This window comes from Pseudacidovorax intermedius, assembly GCF_003350475.1.
GTDB lineage: Bacteria > Pseudomonadota > Gammaproteobacteria > Burkholderiales > Burkholderiaceae_C > Xenophilus > Xenophilus intermedius.
The window spans coordinates 141,293-159,773 of record NZ_QQAV01000011.1 but is presented as its reverse complement, the minus strand read 5'-3'; the positions used below and the strand labels follow the sequence as shown (position 1 = coordinate 159,773).

Genomic DNA, 18,481 nt, shown 5'->3' with positions numbered 1-18,481 from the left:
TCATGACCTCAAGCGCTCGAACCGCCCGGTGCGGACCCGCATGCCGGGTGGTGTGGGAGGGGCTCCGTCGACAATGACGGACCCCTATCCCGATTTGGCAGGTTCACGGCCAGCGCGGCAGGTCGCCACGGCCTGCACCCACGAGCCTCAGGCGCGCACCGGCACCTGCTGCGCCTGCTCGGCCCGCGCGTCGTGGCCGATCGCCAGCACCAGCACGAAGGCCAGCACCGACAGCAGCGCCAGGAACATCACCGCGAACACGTCGTTGCCCATGCGGTCGCGCAGCATGCCGAAGATCGTCGGGCCGATGTAGCCGCCCAGGTTGCCGATGGCATTGATCCAGGCGATGCCCGCCGCAGCCGCCACGCCGCTGAGGATGGCCGTGGGAAAGGTCCAGAACACCGGCAGCGCACTGAAGATGCCGAAGGCGGCCAGCGTCACCGCCGCCATCTTGGGCACCGGCGCGGCAATGTTGGCGGCCGCCACCAGGCCCACGAAGATGCAGGCCAGCGGAATCAGCAGGAAGGCCTTGCGCTCGCGCCGGGCGTCCGAGGCGCGCGACCACAGCAGCATGGCGATGGCACCCACCAGGTAGGGGAAGGCGTTGACGAAGCCGACCTCCACATTGCCCAGGCCGCCGAAGCCCTTGATGATCTGCGGCAGGAAGAAGCCCAGGCCGTACAGCGGCACCGTGATGCCCATGTAGATGAAGCCCATGGCAATCACGCGCCAGTTGCGCAGCGACTGGGCCCATGAGATGGCATGCAGCGCCTCGCGGTTGCGGCGCTCGGCGGCCAGCCTGGTCGTGAGCCACTGGCGCTCCTCGCTCGTGAGCCACTTGGCGTCCGCCGGGCCGTCGGGCAGGTAGGCCAGCACCACGCCGGCCAGCACCAGCGCTGGCAGCGCCTCCAGGATGAACAGCCACTGCCAGCCGTGCAGGCCCATCGCGCCTTCCATGTTCAGGATGTAGCCGGAGATGGGCGAGCCGATGACGGTGGAAATGGGCACCGCGAACATGAACCAGCCCACGATGCGCGCCCGGTAGGCGCCCGGAAACCACAGCGTCAGATAGAAGATGACGCCGGGAAAGAAGCCCGCCTCGGCCGCGCCCAGCAGGAAGCGCACGAGGTTGAAGCTGGTGGCGCCGCCCACGCCGGCCTGGACGGCCGACAGCAGGCCCCAGCTGAGCATGATGCGGGCGATCCAGCGCCGCGCGCCGAAGCGCTCCAGCGCCAGGTTGCTGGGCACCTCGAGCAGGAAGTAAGCGACGAAAAAGATGCCGGCAGCACTGCCGAACACGGTACTGGTGAAACCCAGGTCCTTGGACATCGAGGCGCCCGCGAAGCCGAGGTTGACCCGGTCCAGGTAGGCGATGAAGTAGCTGACCATGAGCAGCGGCAGCAGCCGCCAACTCAGCTTGGACACGGTGCGCCGTGCGATGTCGTCCATGGGATGTCTCCTCTTGTCATGGGATGCGCGGCCGCACGTTTGCTGCTGCGGCCCTCGGACAGTATGGGCATGTCGCGCGCCCGGCGCGCGGATGGCGTCAGCCCACGGTCAGCACAAGGGAGCGGCCTGTCGCCTGCAAGACCGGGCGACGAGGTGAGCGCGGATGCTGCGTCCGTGAAAGTCCCGACGCGCTGGGCGGGGGCTGCGGGGCATAGTCAGCATCCCTTCAGGCGCTGGGCAATCCAGCCGCCTTGCTGCAGCGAATCAGGAGACTCTCCCATGACACTCACCCGCCTGGCCGCCGGCCTTGCACTGGGCCTCGGCATGGCCTGCGCCGCGTTGGCGCAGACCACGATGAAGATCAGCATCTCGGTCGCGCAGAACTCGCACCAGGGCGTGGCCATCGACACCTTCGCCAAGGAGGTCGAGAAGCGCACCAACGGCCGCTACAAGGTCCAGACCTTCTACAACGGGGCACTCGGCGGCGAGCGTGAATCCATCGAGGCGGTGCAACTGGGCACGCAGGAGCTGGCCTTCTCCTCCACCGGCCCGGTGCCCAACTTCGTGCCGGAGACCAAGATCCTGGACGTGCCCTTCCTCTTCCGCGACAAGGCCCATGCCCGCGCCGTGCTCGACGGCCCCATCGGGCAGGACCTGCTCAAGAAGTTCGACGCCAAGGGCTTCAAGGCGCTGGCCTGGGCCGAGAACGGCTTCCGGCACATGACCAACAGCAAGCGCGACGTGAAGGCGCCGGAGGACCTCAAGGGCCTGAAGATGCGCACCATGGAGAACCCGGTGCACATCGCCGCGTACAAGACCTTCGGCATCATCACCACGCCGATGGCCTTTCCCGAGGTCTTCACCGCCCTGCAGCAGGGCACCGTGGACGGCCAGGAGAACCCCCTGCCCGTGATCATCTCGGCCAAGTTCGACCAGGTGCAGAAGCACCTGTCGCTCACCGGCCATGTGTACTCGCCCTGCATCTTCGTGATGAACAAGGGCGTCTTCGACAAGCTGGCGCCGCCCGACCAGCAGGCCTTCCTCGACGCGGCCAAGGAAGCCGTCAAGGCCAACCGCGCCCGTGTGGACGAGGACGACGCCAAGGGCGTGGCCGACCTGCGGGCCAAAGGCATGACGGTGATCGACAACGTCGACAAGACCAAGTTCGTGGCGGCGCTGGCGCCGGCCCAGGCCCAGTTCGAGAAGGACTTCGGCAAGGCCAACCTGGACCGCATCCGCAACTACCAGCCCTGAACTTGCCGGGCAATGGCCCCACACCCTCGGCCCGCCTTGCCGGCGGGCTTTTTCATTCCCAAGAAACGCCTGTGAGATGAAAGACAAGTTCCTGGCCCTCGAACGCCGGACCACTGCGCTGTCCATGGCGCTGGCCTGCCTGATGCTGGTGGTGGCGGCGTCGCTCGGCATGTTCCAGATCGTCACCCGCTTCGTGCTGGAGCAACCGGCCGAGTGGAGCGAGATCCTGATCCGCATCAGCCTGATCTGGATGGTGTTCCTCGGCATTCCCATGGCCTTTCGCCAGGGCGCGATGGTGAGCGTGGATGTGCTCTATCGGTGGAGCCCGCCGCGCGTGCGCCGCCTGCTCGACGCGGCGGTGAGCCTGGCCGCGCTGGCCCTGATCGCGGTCATCCTGTGGTGGGGCTTCGACTATGCGATGCGCGGCCGGGTGCAGTCGATGGCTGGGCTCGAAAGCCTGTCGATGGTGTGGGCCTACCTGGCGCTGCCCGTCGGCGCCGCGTTCTCGATCTTCGGCATCGTGGGCAACTACCTCGATCCCAAGCGCCTCGAACTGGAGACCGCGCAATGACCCCCATCATGGTCGGCACGATGGTGCTGTGCTTCGCGCTCTCGGTGTCGGTGGCGGTCTCCATCGGCCTCGCGTCGATCGTCGGCATCCAGGTCAACGGCGCCAACATGCTGATCTCCGCCAAGGAGATCTTCAACTCGATCAACAAGTTTCCACTGGCCGCCATTCCCTTCTTCATCCTGGCGGGCAACCTGATGGAGACCGGCGGCATCTCCCGACGGCTGGTGGAGTTCGCCAAGAGCATCGTGGGCGGCATCCAGGGCGGCCTGCCCATGACCTGCGTGCTGACCTGCATGATCTTCGCGGCGGTATCCGGCTCGTCGGTGGCCACCACCTTCGCCATCGGCGCCATCCTGATTCCGGCCCTCATCAAACACGGCTATCCCACCAACTACGCGGCGGCCCTGCAGGCGACAAGCGCGGAGCTGGGCGTGATCATTCCCCCATCGATCCCCATGATCCTGTACGGCGTGAGCGCCGAGGTGTCCATCGGCGAACTGTTCATCGCCGGCTTCGGTCCGGGCCTGCTGATCAGTGGGGCGCTGATGCTCTTCGTCTGGGTCTACTGCAAATGGAAGGGCTGGGGCAAGAACGACGGCGAGGGGCGCATGCCCTTCGGCCGCGCGCTGTGGCAGGCCGGCTGGGCACTGCTGATGCCGGTGATCATCCTGGGCGGCATCTATGGCGGCGTGTTCACGCCCACCGAAGCCTCGGCCGTGGCGGTGTTCTACGCGCTGGTTGTCGGCATGGTGATCTACCGCGAGATCCGCCTGCCGGACCTCTACGCCATCCTGCGCAAGTCGGTGCTGTCGTCGGCGGTGATCATGTTCATCATCGCCAACGCGGGGCTGTTCGCCTTCCTGATCACCCGCGCCGGCGTGCCCGAGGCCATCGGCCACTGGCTGGAGGCGGTGCTGCAGTCGCCCACCATGTTCCTGCTGGGCGTCAACGCGGCGCTGTTCGTGATCGGCATGTTCATCGAGACCAGCGCCGCCATCATCGTGCTCGCCCCCATCCTCGCGCCCGTGGCCCAGCACTTCGGCATCGATCCGGTGCACTTCGGGCTGATCATGGTGGTGAACCTGGCGCTGGGCATGATCACCCCGCCCTTCGGCGTCAACCTGTTTGCCGCCTGCACCGTGGCGCGCATCTCGCTCGACAAGATCGTGACGCGGCTGATCCCCTTCATCCTGGTGGTGCTGGCCTGCCTGATGGTCATCACCTATGTGCCGGCCATCTCGCTGGGCCTGCGCGACCTGGTGTACGGGCGCTGAGCGGCTTCAAATAGCGCCCGCGACGCGCGCCTTGTCCCTTACACTGCGCGCTTCGTCAGGAGAGAGCCCCGCGCGACGGGGCCGCCGAAGGCGCAGGACTCGACGAGTTCCGAACGCTCAGGCAAAAGGACTGGCGGCACGCCCCGGGTTCGGGGCGTTTCCCTGCTGGAGAGAGGCGTCGTGGCGCAGGCCGCGCGTCCACCGAAGGAGCAAGCCCCCATCGCGGGGTGAATCTCTCAGGTAAAGCGGACAGCCGGGGTGGACCACGACAGCCGTCGTGGCGCTGTACACCCCGTGAGATGCCCATGTCCGCTGCTGCTGCTTCCTCTCCTGCCGCTCCCCTTCTTCATACCCCGCTGCACGGCCTGCATGTCGAACTGGGCGCCCGCATGGTGCCCTTCGCGGGCTATTCCATGCCCGTGCAGTACCCCGCCGGCCTGATCGCCGAGCACCGCCACACCCGCACCGCCGCCGGCCTGTTCGACATTTCGCACATGGGCCAGTTGCGCGTGTCCGGACCCGAGGCCGCCGCAGCGCTGGAGACGCTGATGCCGGTGGACGTCATCGGCCTGGCACCCGGCAAGCAGCGCTACGGCCTGCTGCTGGACGACGCAGGCGGCATCCTCGACGACCTGATGTTCTTCAACGAGGGGGGCGACTCCTTCTTCGTGATCGTCAACGGCGCCTGCAAGGCGGCCGACATCGCCCACATGCAGGCGCGCATCGGCCAGCGCTGCACGGTGCAGCCCCTGCCGGATCACGCACTGTTGGCGCTGCAGGGCCCGCAGGCGGCGGCCGTGATGACGCGGCTGGCGCCCGGCAGCGAGCGCCATGTGTTCATGACCGGCGGCGCGATGAGCATCGGCGGCATCCCCATCTTCGCCACCCGCAGCGGCTACACCGGCGAGGACGGCTTCGAGATCTCCGTCGCCGGCGCCGATGCCGAGCGCCTGGCCCGTCTGCTGCTGGCCCAGCCCGAGGTGGCGCCCATCGGCCTGGGCGCGCGCAACTCGCTGCGCCTCGAAGCCGGCCTGTGTCTCTACGGCAACGACATCGACACCACCACCACGCCCGTCGAGGCCGCGCTCACCTGGGCGATCCAGAAGGTGCGCCGCACCGGCGGCGAGCGCGCAGGCGGCTTTCCGGGGGCGGGCAAGGTGCTCGCCCAGCTCGATGGCAATGCGCCGGTCGCCCGCCGCCGTGTCGGCCTCGTGGCGCTGGAACGCGTACCGGTGCGCGAGCACACGCCGCTTCATCTGCCCAGCGGCGCCGCCATCGGCGAAGTGACCAGCGGCCTGCTGGCGCCCACGGTCGACCGGCCCATCGCCATGGCGTACGTCGATGCGACCCACGCCGCTGTCGGCACCCGCATCGATGCCCTGGTGCGCGGCAAGCCGGTGCCCATGGAGGTCGTTCCCATGCCCTTCGTGCCGGCGCGCTACTACCGCGGCTGAAGCGCTGCGCGCGTCCATCTCCGCCCGCGTCCCGACATGCCGCACCGCACCCGCGCCGTCAGACAAATGCCGACGCGCCTGCGCCCGGGGCGTACACGCAGCCGCCCCGCCCCGCGCTGATACTCGTCGCTCGACCTTTTCATTCAATCCCCCTCTTCTTCTTTCAGGAGCCCCGCATGACCATTCACTACTCCAAGGATCACGAGTGGATCGAGATCGCCGACCACGAAGCCGCCACCGTCGGCATCACCATGCATGCGCAGGAAGCGCTCGGTGATGTGGTCTTCGTCGACCTGCCCGAAGTCGGCAAGACCTTCAAGCAGGGCGAAGTCGCCGGCGTGGTCGAGTCCGTCAAGGCGGCCGCCGACATCTACATGCCCGTCACCGGCGAAATCGTCGAAGTGAACGAAGCCCTGCGCGCCGACCCGTCCCTGGCCAACAGCGACCCGATGGGCGCCGGCTGGTTCTTCAAGGTGCTGCTGCAGGACAAGGACATGGCCGAGTTCGACCAGCTGATGGACGAGCCGGGCTACGCCAAGTTCACCGAAGGCGCCTGAGGCCTGCGCCGGCGCGTCCGCACCGACGCGCTGGCATGCCTCCCTCTCCCGCTGGGAGAGGGTTGGGGTGAGGGCCACGGCCTGTCCTTCACCACCTCGCTTCCATTGCCCTCAGGCCCCAGCTCCCCGTTTCGCGAGAGCGCCCCGCTTCTTCTTCCCTTCACCCTGCCGGCCCGCTGCCATGAGCTCCTCCGCCTTCTCCCTGCGCGACCTCGAGAACCCCACCGAATTCATCGCCCGCCACATCGGCCCCGACGCCGAAGCCGAGGCGCGCATGCTGGCCACCGTGGGAGAAAGCTCGCGCGCCCAGCTCATCGACAGCATCGTGCCGCCCTCGATCCGCCGCAGTCAGCCGATGCAGCTGCCGCCCGCGGTGAGCGAGGCCGAGGCGCTGGCCGAGTTGAAGGCCATCGCATCGAAGAACCAGCGAGTGAAGAGCTTCATCGGCCAGGGCTACCACGGCACGCACACGCCGGGCGTCATCCTGCGCAACGTACTGGAGAACCCCGCCTGGTACACCGCCTACACGCCCTACCAGGCCGAGATCAGCCAGGGCCGCATGGAGGCGCTGGTCAACTTCCAGACCATGGTCACCGACCTGACCGGCATGGCCATCGCCAATGCCTCGATGCTGGACGAGGCCACCGCCGCCGCCGAGGCGATGACCCTGGCCCGGCGCAGCGTCAAGAGCAAGAGCCAACGCTTCGTCGTGGCGGGCGACGCGCATCCGCAGACCATCGAGGTGATCCAGACCCGCGCAGCGCCGCTGGGCATCGAGGTGGTGCTGGCCAATTCGCTGGCGCAATGGAACGAGCTGCTGACCGGCGACTACTTCGCCGTGCTGGCCCAGTACCCCGCCACCAGCGGCCGCATCGACGACCTGCGCGCCGATGCCGAGCTGATCCATGGCAAGCAGGCCGCGCTGATCGTCGCCACCGACCTGCTGGCCCTGACGCTGATCGCCCCGCCCGGCGAATGGGGCGCCGACATCGTGGTCGGCAGCACCCAGCGCTTCGGCATGCCCATGGGCGCCGGCGGCCCGCATGCCGCCTTCATGGCCTGCCGCGACGAAATCAAGCGCTCGCTGCCCGGCCGCCTGGTGGGCGTGAGCGTGGACAGCCACGGCGCGCCCGCCTACCGCCTCGCGCTGCAGACGCGCGAGCAGCACATCCGGCGCGAGAAGGCCACGTCCAACATCTGCACGGCGCAGGTGCTGCCGGCCGTCGTGGCCAGCATGTATGCCGTCTACCACGGCCCCGCCGGCCTGACGCGCATCGCCCGCCGCGTGGCCGCCTATACCGCCATCCTGGCCGCAGGCCTGAAGCAGCTGGGCGCGCCCTTGCGCGAGGTGCCGAGCTTCGACACGCTGTCGCTGCACACCAAGGACAGGACGCAGGCCGTCCTGGCCAAGGCCCTGTCGCTGGGCGCCAACCTGCGCGTCTACTTCGACGAGTACCTCTGCATCTCGCTGGACGAGACCACCACCCGCGCCGACCTGGCGCTGATCTGGCAGGCCTTCGCCGCTGACGGCCAGGCGCTGCCCCGCGTGGAGGACTTCGAGGCGAACCTGCCCTCGCTGATCCCCGAACCACTGCAGCGCACCAGCGGCTTCCTGACGCACCCGGTCTTCAACACGCACCACAGCGAGACGGCCATGCTGCGCTACATCCGCAGCCTGTCCGACAAGGACCTCGCACTGGACCGCAGCATGATCCCGCTGGGCAGTTGCACGATGAAACTCAACGCCACCAGCGAGATGATCCCCATCACCTGGCCCGAGTTCGCCGATGTGCACCCCTTCGCACCGGCAGAGCAGCTGGCCGGCTACGCCGAACTGGATGCGCAATTGCGCAACTGGCTGTGCCAGGCCACGGGCTATGCCGGCATCAGCCTGCAGCCCAATGCAGGCAGCCAGGGCGAGTACGCCGGTCTGCTGGCCATCAAGGCGTGGCACGAGAGCCGGGGCGAGTCGCACCGCAATATCTGCCTGATTCCTTCGTCTGCGCACGGCACCAACCCGGCCAGCGCGCAGATGGCGGGCATGCAGGTGGTGGTAACCGCCTGCGACGCCAACGGCAACGTCGACATCGACGACCTCAAGCGCGCCTGCGAGAAGCATGGCGACAGGCTCGCCTGCATCATGATCACCTACCCCAGCACCCATGGCGTGTTCGAAACGCGGGTGAAGGAGCTGTGCGAGATCGTGCATGCGCACGGCGGCCGCGTGTACGTGGACGGCGCCAACATGAACGCCCTGGTGGGCGTGGCGGCGCCCGGCGAGTTCGGCGGCGACGTGAGCCACCTGAACCTGCACAAGACCTTCTGCATCCCCCACGGCGGCGGCGGCCCGGGCGTCGGCCCGGTGTGCGTGGTGGAAGACCTGGTGCCCTTCCTGCCCGGTCATGCGACGGGCGGCAAGCCGGCAACGGTGGGGGCGGTGTCCGCCGCGCCCTTCGGCAACGCGGCCGTGCTGCCGATCAGCTGGATGTACATCCGCATGATGGGCGCCGAGGGCCTGAAGCAGGCCACCGAGACGGCCATCCTCAACGCCAACTACATCAGCGCGCGTCTGGCCGACCACTACCCCACGCTCTATGCCAGCGCCAACGGCCATGTGGCGCACGAATGCATCCTGGACCTGCGCGGCCTGAAGGAGACGAGCGGCGTGATGGCCGAGGATGTCGCCAAGCGCCTGATCGACTACGGTTTCCACGCGCCGACGCTGAGCTTTCCGGTGGCCAACACGCTGATGGTGGAGCCGACCGAGAGCGAGCCGCTGGCCGAGCTGGACCGCTTCATCGACGCCATGATCGCCATCCGCGGCGAGATCCGCCGCATCGAGGAGGGCGTGTGGCCGCGCGAGGACAACCCGCTGAAGAACGCGCCGCACACGGCGGCCACGCTGGCAGCCACCGACTGGGCGCATCCCTACTCCCGCGAGGTGGCGGCTTTTCCGCTGACCACGCTCAAGCAGGCCAAGTACTGGCCGCCGGTCGGGCGCGTGGACAACGTCTATGGCGACCGCAACCTGTTCTGCAGCTGCGTGCCGGTGAGCGAGTTGCAGGACGAATCGGCGTAGGGCTGGGTTGATCCGGAGCGGCCATTGTCGGCACCCGTGACGGGCGATCCCGGCGCTGTTGTGCGCGGGGTTGCGTGGCTTTGGGCTTTGGGCTTTGGGCTTTGGGCTTTGGGCTTTGGGCTTTGGGCTTTGGGCTTTGGGCTTCGAAGTGTGTGCCCGGTGGTCCGGCCCTGGTGCCGGTGAGGGCGTGTCGGCGCTTCAAGTGGGGCGGTCGGCGCTGCGCGCCGACTTCCCTGCGGTGCTCGGGCAGACGGGCTGCGGCAGAACTCGCTACGCGCTTCGCGCTGCGCTCAAACAACTGCCGCGAGTCAGTTCACGAAGCGGGCCTGTCCTTCGGCAGGCCCGCAGCCCGTCCGCCCTGCGCTCCTCGGCGCCCCACAGGCGCGCCGCCACGCCCTCACCGGCACCAGGGCCTGCACTGGGGGTAATCGGCCGGCACTACGTCCCGCACCTGCACCCTGCACCCTGCACCCTGCACCCTGCACCCCGCACCCCGCACTTCGACCTGGACCTGCACCCTGTGCCTGTGCCTTCACCCTGCACCGAAGCAGGCTCACTTGCGTTCCTGGCTGGACTCCTTCCCCCGCTGGGGGAAGGCAGGGAGGGATGGGGGCAGTGCGCCACCGTGGTTGCATTCCGCACAACTCCGGCCCCTTGGATGCCCAACGTCCGCCTCCACGCGTCGGCACCGGGCCCAGGGCGCGCGGGCGATTTCGGGGTCGGCGAGGCGCGCAGGATGGACGGGCTGCAGGCCTGCCGAAGGACAGGCCTGCTTCGTGAACTGACTCGCGGCGGTTGTTTGAGCGCAGCGCGAAGCGCGTAGCGAGTTCTGCCGCGGCCCGTCCATTCGAGCACCGCAGCGGAGTCGGCCCGCAGGGCCGACCGACCCCGTATGAGCCCGCGCGCCCTGGGCCCGGTGCCGGCGCGCGCCCCCAGCGACAAGCAAGGGCCCAAACGTCAAACGCCAAACGCCAAAAAGGCCCAAGACCTGAAGAAACCTGGTCTCCAGGGCCTTCAATCCACCCTAGCCCCCGATCGTCCGATCCAGGAAGCCCACGATCCGCGCCGTCACCTCGTCGCGGTTCGTCTCGTTCAGCAACTCGTGCCGAGCCTGCGGATACAGCGTCAGTTCCACATCCTTGACACCCGCATCGCGGTAGCGCTGCGCCACCACTTCAAGGGCCGCCCCGCCGCCCGCGATGGGATCGGCATCGCCCGAGAGGATCAGGATCGGCAGATCGGACCGGATACCGGGAAGCACCGCCGGGTCCGCCGCGCGGGCCAGGGTCTCGATGCCGGTGAAGGGCTCAGGGACGAAGCCGCAGGCCGGATCTGCGCAGTAGCGGTCTACCTCGGCCGCATCGCGGCTCAGCCATTCGAAGCCGGTGCGGTGCTCGAAGCCCTGGTTCAGCGAACTCAGGTCCACCGGTCCCGGCGCGGTCATCATGGCCACGATGCCGGAGACCTCGGTCGAGCCCAGCAACACCGCCGCCTCCACCTCCCGCGAATGGTCGAGCAGGAACTGCTGCGTGGCGAAGGAGCCCATGCTGTGGCCGATCAGCGCGAGCGGCAGGCCCGGATGGTCCTGGCGGATGCGGTGATTGAGTTGCAGCAGGTCGTCCACCCAGCCCGGCCAGCCGTCGCGGCCCCAATGGCCATAACGCCCTTGCGCCGTGCGGCCCGATCCGCGGCCATCGGGCGCATAGACCACGTAGCCCGCGGCGGCCAGCGCCTCGCCGAAGCGGCGGTAGCGCCCGCCATGCTCGCCCAGCCCATGCTGGACCTGGACAATGCCGCGCGGCGCGCCCTCGGGCGACCAGCGCCAGGCCTGGATGCGGATGCCGTCGCGCGAGTTGAACTCGATGCTGTCTTCTGTCATGGAACGTCTCCTGGATGAGGGCAACGAACCATTCTAGGAAGCGGCCCCGGCCGGGCCGGACGCGCTGGCGTCAGCGCGCCGAACGCGCGCCGGCTGCCCTCAGCGCGACGAATTGGCCGGACAGGTGCGCAGGCCCAGCAGCGTGTAGGCCGGGCAGAAGCGCAGCAGCCCCGTGGCCAGCGGCACCAGGCCGATCCAGCCCCAGGCCCCGATCACACCGGCCAGCGCCAGGCCGATGAGCACGAGGCCTGCCACGATCCGCAGCACGCGATCCAGGGTTCCGACATTGGGGGTCATGAGTGCTCCTCGATGAGTGAGATGGACAAGGGCGCCGCCGCTCAGGCGGACGCCGCGGAAAACTGGCGGAAGGCCTCCACGGCACTGGCGGCGTACATCGCGGAGGGCCCGCCGCCCATGTAGATGGCCACGCCCAGCGCCTCCTGCACCTCGGCCTCGGTCGCGCCCAGCCGGGCCAGCGCCTTGGTGTGGAAGCCGATGCAGCCCTCGCAATGGGCCGCGACGCCCGCGGCCAGCGCGATCAGCTCCTTGGTCTTGGCACTGAGCGCGCCCTCGGCCATGGCGGCCTTGCCCATGTCGGCGAAGCCCTTCATGACGCCGGGCACGGTCTGCCGCAAGGGCACGAGTTGCGCGGAGATGTCGTGGGTGATCTGTCGGTAGTCGGTCATGGCGGATTGCTGCTCGGCAGGGCCGGCCACGAAGCCGCGACACTCGACCCAGCGCAAGTCCATCATATTAGGAAACCCTAATATTCAACCACCCCCGGCCAGCGCGTTCGCACCATCCATGACCCACATCAACCCCGAGCACGCCCTGCTCCAGGAAGGCGCCCAGCAGGCCGCCGCCTTCCTGCGTGCGCTGGGCAACGAATCGCGCCTGCTGGTGCTGTGCCTGCTGGGCAAGCACGGCGAGCTGTCGGTGGGCGCGCTGCAGGCGGAGGTGGGCCTTGGCCAGTCGGCGCTGTCGCAGCACCTTGCCCGCCTGCGCGAAGACGGCCTGGTCGCCAGCCGGCGCGAGGGCCAGATGGTGTACTACCGCATCGACGATCCCAGGGCGGGCCGCATGATCGAACTGCTGGCCGAGCTGTTCTGTCCCTGAGGCCCGCCGTTTCTCAGAAGAAGGGCCCGGGCGCGTCGAAGTCCACCGTCTCCAGGCAGGCTTGCCGCAGCGCCGCCACCAGGGGGCGCGGGTCGTTGTGACGAAAGTGGAAGCCGTAGTCCAGCGTCGAGAGCGGCTCCGTGGCGGCCAGCCGGCACAGGATGCCGCGCTGCACCAGCCCGTCCGCCAGCCCGAGCGGCAGCATGCCGATGCCCTGCCCCGCCGCCAGCAGGCTCGCCACCGCGCCCCACTGGCTGCAACTCAGCACCGCGCGCGGCCGGGCACCGGCGCGGGCCATCCACCCGTCCTGCAACTGCGTGACGCCCGAGCCGCGCGGCAGCGCGACCAGCGTGTGCCGCGACCAGGACTCGGCATCCAGCCGTTCGATGCCTGCCGCCAGCTCGGCCGAGGCGCACCACACGAAGGCTGCCTGCCCGAGGGGCAAGGCGCTCAAGGTCGGCCGCGAGGCGGCGCCCGAGATCACGGCGGCGTCCAGCTCGGCCTGCTCGACACGCCGCGCCAGGTGCGCGCCGATGTCCACCTCGATGCGCAACTCCATCGCGGGATGCCGCGCGCGCAGCCAGGCCACCGCGCGAGCCAGCCAGGTCATGGATGCGAGTTCGCCCGTGCCCAGATGCGCGATGCCGCTCAGCGTCGCGCCCGGGCCCACGGCCATCCGCGCCTGCTCGGCGCGCTGGAGCAGATCGGCCGCCAGCGGCAGCAGACGCTGGCCGGCCTCGGTAAGCCGGGCGCGATGCCCCGCCCGGTCGAACAGGGGCGCGCCCAGCGCGGACTCCAGCTCGGCCAGACGCTTCGATAGCGAAGACACGCTCAAGTGCAGCCGCTCGGAGGCCAGCGCGAAGCTGGCACAGGTCGCGGCCCAGTAGAAGGCTTCCAGTTGCTTGAGCGTCACTTGTTCGACTTCAGTGAAATTGGCTGCGCTGGATTATTCGCTTTCGCTCGTGGAGCGGACTGCCTACAGTCCGGTCCCATCGCGCGCCAATCCGGCGCAGCCTGACAGCCCTCCATCTGCCCATGACCCCGACCTCCGCGCCCACCCCGGACTCCGGCCTCGCCCAACCGCCTGCCACTGCGCCGGCGCCCGCCCACGACCCGTGGCGCGCCTTCAGCGGCGGCGCCGCGCGCGGCCCGCTGGCCGAAGTGCTGGCCCTCGACGACTTCCAGCGCCTGGCCGCGCGCCACCTGCCGCGCGCCATCTACGGCTACGTGGCCGGCGCCGCCGAGACCAACAGCAGCCTGGACGACAACCGCCGCGCCTTCGCCGACTGGGGCTTCGTGCCGCGCGTGCTGGCCAATGTGTCGCAGCGCGACCTGGGCACCGAGCTCTTCGGCCGTCGCTACAGCGCGCCCTTCGGCATCGCGCCGATGGGCATTGCCGCGCTCTCGGCCTACCGCGGCGACGAGGCGATGGCGCGCGCCGCGGCACGCGCCGGCATTCCGTACGTACTCAGCGGCAGCTCGCTCACGCCCATGGAAAAGGTCATCGCCGCCGGCCCCGGCAGCTGGTTCCAGGCCTACCTGCCGGGCCAGCCCGAGCGCATCGACGCCCTGCTTGACCGCGTGGAGCGCGCCGGCTTCGAGACGCTGGTGATCACCGCCGACGTGCCCGTGGCCGGCAACCGCGAGAACAACATCCGCGCCGGCTTCTCGACCCCGTTGCGCCCGAGCCTGCGCCTGGCCTGGGACGGGCTGACGCATCCGCGCTGGACGCTGGGCACGCTGCTGCGCACGCTGGCAGACGGCATGCCGCACTTCGAGAACTCCTTCGCCGAGCGCGGTGCGCCGGTCATCTCGCGCAACGTGGAGCGCGACTTTTCCAAGCGCGACCATTTCGACTGGTCGCACATCGCCCGCATCCGCCGCCGCTGGCGCGGGCCGCTGGTGGTCAAGGGGCTGGTCTCGCCGCAGGACGCCGCGCTGGCCCGTCAGCATGGCGCCGACGGCATCGTGCTCTCCAACCACGGCGGGCGGCAGCTCGACGGCGCCGTCTCGGCCCTGCGCACGCTGCCGGCCGTGATGGACGTGGCCGGCGACATGGCGGTGATGATGGACGGCGGCATCCGCCGCGGCAGCGACGTGCTCAAGGCCCTGGCGCTGGGCGCGCGCTTCGTATGGCTGGGCCGGCCCTTCAACTTCGCGGCAGCGGTGGCCGGTGAGGCGGGCGTGGCGCATGCCATCCAGCTGCTGTCGGCCGAGGTGGACCGCAACCTGGCCATGCTGGGCGTCACGCGGCCGGCTCAGCTTTCGCCGGACTTCCTCATGCCGCGGGGTCCGGTGCCCGCGTGACGGGCCAGGCGTGCTGCAGCCGCCGCAGCTCGCTGGTGAGCTGGTGCACCGAGAAGGGCTTGGTCAGCACCGCCATGCCGGGCTCCAGCTGGCCGTCCCGGAGCAGCGCGTTTTCCGCATAGCCGGTGATGAAGAGCACCGGCAGCGCCGGTCGCAGGCTGCGCGCCGCGTCGGCCAGTTGCCGCCCGTTCATGCCACCCGGCAGGCCCACGTCGGTGATCAGCAGACGCACTTCGGGCGACGCGCGCAACATCGCCACGCCGGCCAGCGAATCGGCGGCTTCCAGCACCCTGCAGCCCAGGTCGCGCAGCGTCTCGGCCACGATCTGGCGCACGGCCTCTTCGTCCTCCACCACCAGCACGGGCCAGTCGGCCTGCGCGGCCGGGTCGGCCATGGCGCGGGTGTCGGTCGGTGCCACGGGCAGCGCACCCTCCATGGCGCGCGGCAGATGGATCGACACCACCGTGCCACGCCCCACTTCGGAGGCGATGCGCACCTGCCCGCCGGACTGACGCGCGAAGCCGTAGATCATCGACAACCCCAGCCCCGTGCCCTGCCCCAGCGGCTTGGTGGTGAAGAAGGGATCGAAGGCCTTGTCCAGCACGTCGGCCGGCATGCCCACGCCGTTGTCGGTCACGCGCAGCAGCAGGTAGTCGCCCTCGGGCAGGTCATGCGCACGGGCGGCGGGACCATCCATGGGCACGTTCACCGTCTCGATCAGCACCTGGCCGCCGTCGGGCATGGCGTCGCGGGCATTGATGCACAGGTTGAGCAGCGCGTTCTCCAGCTGCGACGGATCGACCAGCGCCGGCCAGGGCGCAGCCTGGGCATGCGTCAGGATGTGCACCTGCGGCCCCACCGTGCGCTGGATGAGCTCGACCATGCCGGCCACCAGTTCGTCCACCGGCGTGGGCCGCGGCGCGAGCGTCTGCCGGCGAGAGAAGGCCAGCAGCCGGTGCGTGAGCGCGGCGGCGCGCCGCGTGGCGTCCTGCGCCGTGCGGATGTAGCGGGCCAGGTGCTCGGGTTGGTTCTGCCGCAGCCGGATGTCCATCAGCTCCAGCGCACCGGAGACGGCCGCCAGCATGTTGTTGAAGTCGTGCGCCAGGCCGCCGGTGAGCTGGCCGATGGCTTCCATCTTGCGGGCCTGGTGCAGCGCTTCCTCCGCCGCCTCGAGCTTGCGGGTGCGCTCGCTCACGGCGTCCTGCAGCGCATCGCGCGAGCGGCTGAGCATCTCGCGCGCGTCGATGATGGCGTCCATCTCGGTGCAGATGCCCACCCAGGCCATGGCGCTGTCGGTCTCTCCCGCCACCGGGTGCGCGCGGGACAGCCACCAGCGGTAGCCGTCGCGCGGGCTGCGCATTCGGAACTCCGCCTCGTAGGGCATGCGTGCCTTCACTGCGCGCTGCCAGGCACCGGCGAGCGCCGGCAGGTCGTCCGGATGCACGAAATCGCCCCAGCCCTCGTCCAGGAAGCGCTCGCGTGGCTGGCCGCTGAAGGCGGTCCAGCGCGGGCTGACGTAGCGCACCATGCCGGCGCGGTCGGCCGTCCACACGAAGCCCGGCAGCTCGTCGAGGATGCGCCGCTGCTGCTCGGCCTCGGCCGCGAGCTGCTGCTGCGCCAGCACGCGCGCGGTGGTCTCGGTGGTGAAGCAGAACACGCCGCGCACCACGTCGCCGTCGTAGATCGGCGAGTACGAGTAGGACCACCAGGTCTGCTCTTCATGCCCATAGCGCGCCATGGTGATGGGCACGTCGACGAAGCGGCTCGCGCGGCCGGCCAGCGCCTGCTCAAGCGGGCCACGCACGGCCTCCCAGGCGTCGGACCACAGCACGGGCAGCGACTGGCCCAGCGCGCCATCCAGCCTCGGCCCCAGGATCGGCCGGTAGGCGTCGTTGAAGAAGAAGGTCAGCGCATCGCCCCAGACCAGGTACATGCTCTCGGGCGAGTTGAGCATCAGGGCGAGCGCATTGCGCAACGCGCCCGGCCATTGCTCCGCAGGCCCGAGCGGTGTCGCGGCCCAGTCATGGGCCCGCACTGCCGCGCCCATGGCGCCGCCGTCGACAGGAAAGGGGGAATTCATCTGCGCTGTGCTTCAGTCAGGCGGGTTCGCCGACCAGGAGACGGCCATCGCCGCGATGGCCGGAAGCATTGTCGCGAAGTGTGAATGCAGCCTTGCCGAATGCCCCTGCGTGGCCGTTGCGTCCGACAGCCGCACGCTGGCGTCGGTGCGCTCAACGGCCCCGCGCCGACTTGCGACGTGGTGTCGCGGCGCGCAGCTCGCCCTTGCCGGGCGGCGGCGGGGGTGGCGACTGCAGTTGCTCGATGGACAGCAGCGCGTCCACATGGCCGACGAAATGCTCCAGATAGCCCGGCGCCAGCTGCTGCATCAGGGCCAGGGCGCGATAGACCAGCTGGTGCGAATTCAACGGACCGGCCTGGGCCGGCACCTGGGCCGTCGCGTCGCGCAGGCGTTGTTGCGCCGACAGGCGCGACCAGGTGCCGCGGAAACGTCGCAGCGCCTTGAGCTCCGGCGGCCGGGACTGGCCCTCGGCCGTCGCCAGCAGCGGCGGCCCGTCCTCGGGGGCGCTGCGGCCACGCTGCGCCAGGGCATCGGCCAACTGGCCGAGGGCACCGCGCGGTGCCGGCGCCGGCGCTTCGCTGGCCTGAGCCGGCCGCGCAGCCAGGCCGGCGGCATAGCGATCAAGGGCTGCCTCCAACCGGGGCACCAGCAGTTGCTGGATCCGCTGCGGCTGCCCGACGGTGCGCCGCGCCAGCGCTTCCATCACGAGGAAGGCGGCGGGATCGGCCCGGTCCGACCCGTCTTCGCGCCAGGCGGTGAGGCGCGCCTGCAGTGCAGTCATCGCGGTCATCATCAGGGCTTGACCGCCGCCTTGCCGGCCTCGGTGCGGGCGGGCCGCGGCATGGGCGCCATCTCGACGCGGCGGTTGCGGGCGCGGCCGTCGGCGTCGGCATTGGAGGCCACGGCCTGCTGGGAACCGAAGGCGGCGGCGAACACGGCATCGGCCGGAATGCCCTCGTCGATCAGCGCGCGGGTCACGGTGAGCGCGCGCTGGGCCGACAGCTCCCAGTTGTCGGCGAAACGGCGGCTGTCGCCACGCACCTGCCGGTCGTCGGTGAAGCCGCTGACCATCAGGATCTCGCCGCGTTCGCGCAGATAGCGGCCCAGCGGGCCGGCCAGGGTCTTGAGCAGCTGGCGGCCTTCGGGCTGCAGCTCGTCGGAGGCGAAGGCGAAGAGCACGCTGCCGCGGATGCCGATGCGCCCGTCCGCCAGCGTCACGCGGCCGGCGGCCAGCGGGCCGGCCAGGGCCTGCTCCAGCGTCTGCAGCCGGCGGGCAGCCTGCTCGCGCTGCTGCACCTCCGCCTTGAGGCGGTCGGCCAGTTCCATCTGCATGCCCAGCGCCGCCACGAGGATGAGCGCGAAGGCGCCCAGCACACCGGCCATCAGGTCGCCGAAGACGGCCCAGACCGGCACCGCCGGCTCGGCGCCGCCGTCGACGAGGTCGTCGTTCAGGGCTGCCAT

At 69.8% G+C, this 18,481-nt stretch carries 16 protein-coding genes and 2 riboswitches; of the genes, 8 read left to right on the top strand and 8 right to left on the bottom strand.

What is annotated here, in order from left to right; genetic code table 11:
* Nucleotides 1–147: 147 nt before the first annotated feature.
* Nucleotides 148–1,449 carry an MFS transporter gene (locus DFR41_RS22605; RefSeq protein WP_114804376.1) on the bottom strand — a complete coding sequence of 434 codons (1,302 nt, stop codon included), beginning with the start codon at nucleotides 1,447–1,449 and terminating at the stop codon, nucleotides 148–150.
* Between the two features lie 279 nt (nucleotides 1,450–1,728).
* Here DFR41_RS22605 and DFR41_RS22600 point away from each other — a divergent pair, with 279 nt between their 5' ends.
* From DFR41_RS22600 to gcvP, 6 genes are all read left to right on the top strand, one after another.
* A complete protein-coding gene (locus tag DFR41_RS22600) occupies nucleotides 1,729–2,703 on the top strand; it encodes a TRAP transporter substrate-binding protein (protein ID WP_017760431.1) in 975 nt (324 codons plus the stop codon).
* Nucleotides 2,704–2,779: 76 nt separating this feature from the next.
* Nucleotides 2,780–3,274, top strand: coding sequence for a TRAP transporter small permease (locus DFR41_RS22595; RefSeq protein ID WP_017760432.1), 495 nt, complete (start codon nucleotides 2,780–2,782; stop codon nucleotides 3,272–3,274).
* The gene (locus DFR41_RS22590; protein ID WP_114804375.1) at nucleotides 3,271–4,548 is read left to right on the top strand and encodes a TRAP transporter large permease; all 1,278 of its coding nucleotides are present in this window, start codon (nucleotides 3,271–3,273) and stop codon (nucleotides 4,546–4,548) included. The genes DFR41_RS22595 and DFR41_RS22590 overlap by 4 nt, the downstream gene beginning before the upstream one ends.
* Before the next feature lie 46 nt (nucleotides 4,549–4,594).
* Nucleotides 4,595–4,691, top strand: a riboswitch (glycine riboswitch).
* 12 nt (nucleotides 4,692–4,703) lie between these two features.
* Nucleotides 4,704–4,811: riboswitch (glycine riboswitch) on the top strand.
* 42 nt (nucleotides 4,812–4,853) lie between these two features.
* Nucleotides 4,854–6,002 (top strand): glycine cleavage system aminomethyltransferase GcvT, encoded by a 1,149-nt coding sequence (gene gcvT / locus DFR41_RS22585; RefSeq protein ID WP_114804386.1) that lies wholly within the window; start codon nucleotides 4,854–4,856, stop codon nucleotides 6,000–6,002.
* Between the two features lie 176 nt (nucleotides 6,003–6,178).
* Complete coding sequence (gene gcvH / locus DFR41_RS22580) at nucleotides 6,179–6,559, top strand: glycine cleavage system protein GcvH (RefSeq protein ID WP_114804374.1); 381 nt, start codon at nucleotides 6,179–6,181, stop codon at nucleotides 6,557–6,559.
* A gap of 181 nt (nucleotides 6,560–6,740) precedes the next feature.
* Complete coding sequence (gene gcvP / locus DFR41_RS22575; protein WP_114804373.1) at nucleotides 6,741–9,638, top strand: aminomethyl-transferring glycine dehydrogenase; 2,898 nt, start codon at nucleotides 6,741–6,743, stop codon at nucleotides 9,636–9,638.
* A 1,024-nt stretch (nucleotides 9,639–10,662) separates the two neighbouring features.
* On the opposite strand, the gene DFR41_RS22565 is transcribed toward gcvP, so the two are convergent.
* The 3 genes from DFR41_RS22565 to DFR41_RS22555 form a co-directional block, all read right to left on the bottom strand.
* Entirely contained in the window at nucleotides 10,663–11,517 is an 855-nt protein-coding gene (locus DFR41_RS22565) for an alpha/beta hydrolase (protein ID WP_017760461.1), read from the bottom strand.
* Nucleotides 11,518–11,616: 99 nt separating this feature from the next.
* Nucleotides 11,617–11,814: a YgaP family membrane protein gene (locus DFR41_RS22560; RefSeq protein ID WP_017760462.1), complete on the bottom strand. Its 198-nt coding sequence runs from the start codon at nucleotides 11,812–11,814 to the stop codon at nucleotides 11,617–11,619.
* Nucleotides 11,815–11,855: 41 nt separating this feature from the next.
* Nucleotides 11,856–12,203, bottom strand: coding sequence for a carboxymuconolactone decarboxylase family protein (locus DFR41_RS22555; RefSeq protein ID WP_211322641.1), 348 nt, complete (start codon nucleotides 12,201–12,203; stop codon nucleotides 11,856–11,858).
* Nucleotides 12,204–12,321: 118 nt separating this feature from the next.
* Between DFR41_RS22555 and DFR41_RS22550 the strand changes: the two genes are divergently transcribed.
* Nucleotides 12,322–12,633, top strand: coding sequence for an ArsR/SmtB family transcription factor (locus DFR41_RS22550; RefSeq protein ID WP_114804371.1), 312 nt, complete (start codon nucleotides 12,322–12,324; stop codon nucleotides 12,631–12,633).
* 13 nt (nucleotides 12,634–12,646) lie between these two features.
* Here DFR41_RS22550 and DFR41_RS22545 read toward each other — a convergent pair whose 3' ends face one another.
* A complete protein-coding gene (locus DFR41_RS22545) occupies nucleotides 12,647–13,546 on the bottom strand; it encodes a LysR family transcriptional regulator (protein WP_114804370.1) in 900 nt (299 codons plus the stop codon).
* A 122-nt stretch (nucleotides 13,547–13,668) separates the two neighbouring features.
* Between DFR41_RS22545 and DFR41_RS22540 the strand changes: the two genes are divergently transcribed.
* Entirely contained in the window at nucleotides 13,669–14,940 is a 1,272-nt protein-coding gene (locus tag DFR41_RS22540) for an alpha-hydroxy acid oxidase (RefSeq protein WP_114804369.1), read from the top strand.
* Here the strand turns inward: DFR41_RS22540 and DFR41_RS22535 are convergent.
* The 3 genes from DFR41_RS22535 to DFR41_RS22525 all read right to left on the bottom strand — a co-directional run bounded on the left by DFR41_RS22535 (nucleotide 14,912) and on the right by DFR41_RS22525 (nucleotide 18,481).
* The gene (locus DFR41_RS22535; protein ID WP_114804368.1) at nucleotides 14,912–17,020 is read right to left on the bottom strand and encodes a hybrid sensor histidine kinase/response regulator; all 2,109 of its coding nucleotides are present in this window, start codon (nucleotides 17,018–17,020) and stop codon (nucleotides 14,912–14,914) included. The genes DFR41_RS22540 and DFR41_RS22535 overlap by 29 nt on opposite strands.
* Before the next feature lie 151 nt (nucleotides 17,021–17,171).
* Nucleotides 17,172–17,801: a DUF2894 domain-containing protein gene (locus tag DFR41_RS22530; RefSeq protein WP_244917839.1), complete on the bottom strand. Its 630-nt coding sequence runs from the start codon at nucleotides 17,799–17,801 to the stop codon at nucleotides 17,172–17,174.
* Nucleotides 17,802–17,812: 11 nt separating this feature from the next.
* Nucleotides 17,813–18,481: an OmpA family protein gene (locus DFR41_RS22525; protein WP_114804366.1), complete on the bottom strand. Its 669-nt coding sequence runs from the start codon at nucleotides 18,479–18,481 to the stop codon at nucleotides 17,813–17,815.

Excerpts from the sequence above, each read along its gene's own strand:
- DFR41_RS22600 (WP_017760431.1), top strand. The coding sequence starts at position 1,729 with ATGACACTCACCCGCCTGGCCGCCGGCCTTGCACTGGGCCTCGGCATG.
- gcvT (WP_114804386.1), top strand. The coding sequence starts at position 4,854 with ATGTCCGCTGCTGCTGCTTCCTCTCCTGCCGCTCCCCTTCTTCATACC.
- DFR41_RS22530 (WP_244917839.1), bottom strand. The coding sequence starts at position 17,801 with ATGACTGCACTGCAGGCGCGCCTCACCGCCTGGCGCGAAGACGGGTCG.
- DFR41_RS22525 (WP_114804366.1), bottom strand. The coding sequence starts at position 18,481 with ATGGCAGCCCTGAACGACGACCTCGTCGACGGCGGCGCCGAGCCGGCG.
- gcvH (WP_114804374.1), top strand. The coding sequence starts at position 6,179 with ATGACCATTCACTACTCCAAGGATCACGAGTGGATCGAGATCGCCGAC.
- gcvP (WP_114804373.1), top strand. The coding sequence starts at position 6,741 with ATGAGCTCCTCCGCCTTCTCCCTGCGCGACCTCGAGAACCCCACCGAA.
- DFR41_RS22555 (WP_211322641.1), bottom strand. The coding sequence starts at position 12,203 with ATGACCGACTACCGACAGATCACCCACGACATCTCCGCGCAACTCGTG.
- DFR41_RS22605 (WP_114804376.1), bottom strand. The coding sequence starts at position 1,449 with ATGGACGACATCGCACGGCGCACCGTGTCCAAGCTGAGTTGGCGGCTG.
- DFR41_RS22595 (WP_017760432.1), top strand. The coding sequence starts at position 2,780 with ATGAAAGACAAGTTCCTGGCCCTCGAACGCCGGACCACTGCGCTGTCC.
- DFR41_RS22535 (WP_114804368.1), bottom strand. The coding sequence starts at position 17,020 with ATGAATTCCCCCTTTCCTGTCGACGGCGGCGCCATGGGCGCGGCAGTG.
- DFR41_RS22560 (WP_017760462.1), bottom strand. The coding sequence starts at position 11,814 with ATGACCCCCAATGTCGGAACCCTGGATCGCGTGCTGCGGATCGTGGCA.
- DFR41_RS22590 (WP_114804375.1), top strand. The coding sequence starts at position 3,271 with ATGACCCCCATCATGGTCGGCACGATGGTGCTGTGCTTCGCGCTCTCG.
- DFR41_RS22540 (WP_114804369.1), top strand. The coding sequence starts at position 13,669 with ATGACCCCGACCTCCGCGCCCACCCCGGACTCCGGCCTCGCCCAACCG.
- DFR41_RS22565 (WP_017760461.1), bottom strand. The coding sequence starts at position 11,517 with ATGACAGAAGACAGCATCGAGTTCAACTCGCGCGACGGCATCCGCATC.
- DFR41_RS22550 (WP_114804371.1), top strand. The coding sequence starts at position 12,322 with ATGACCCACATCAACCCCGAGCACGCCCTGCTCCAGGAAGGCGCCCAG.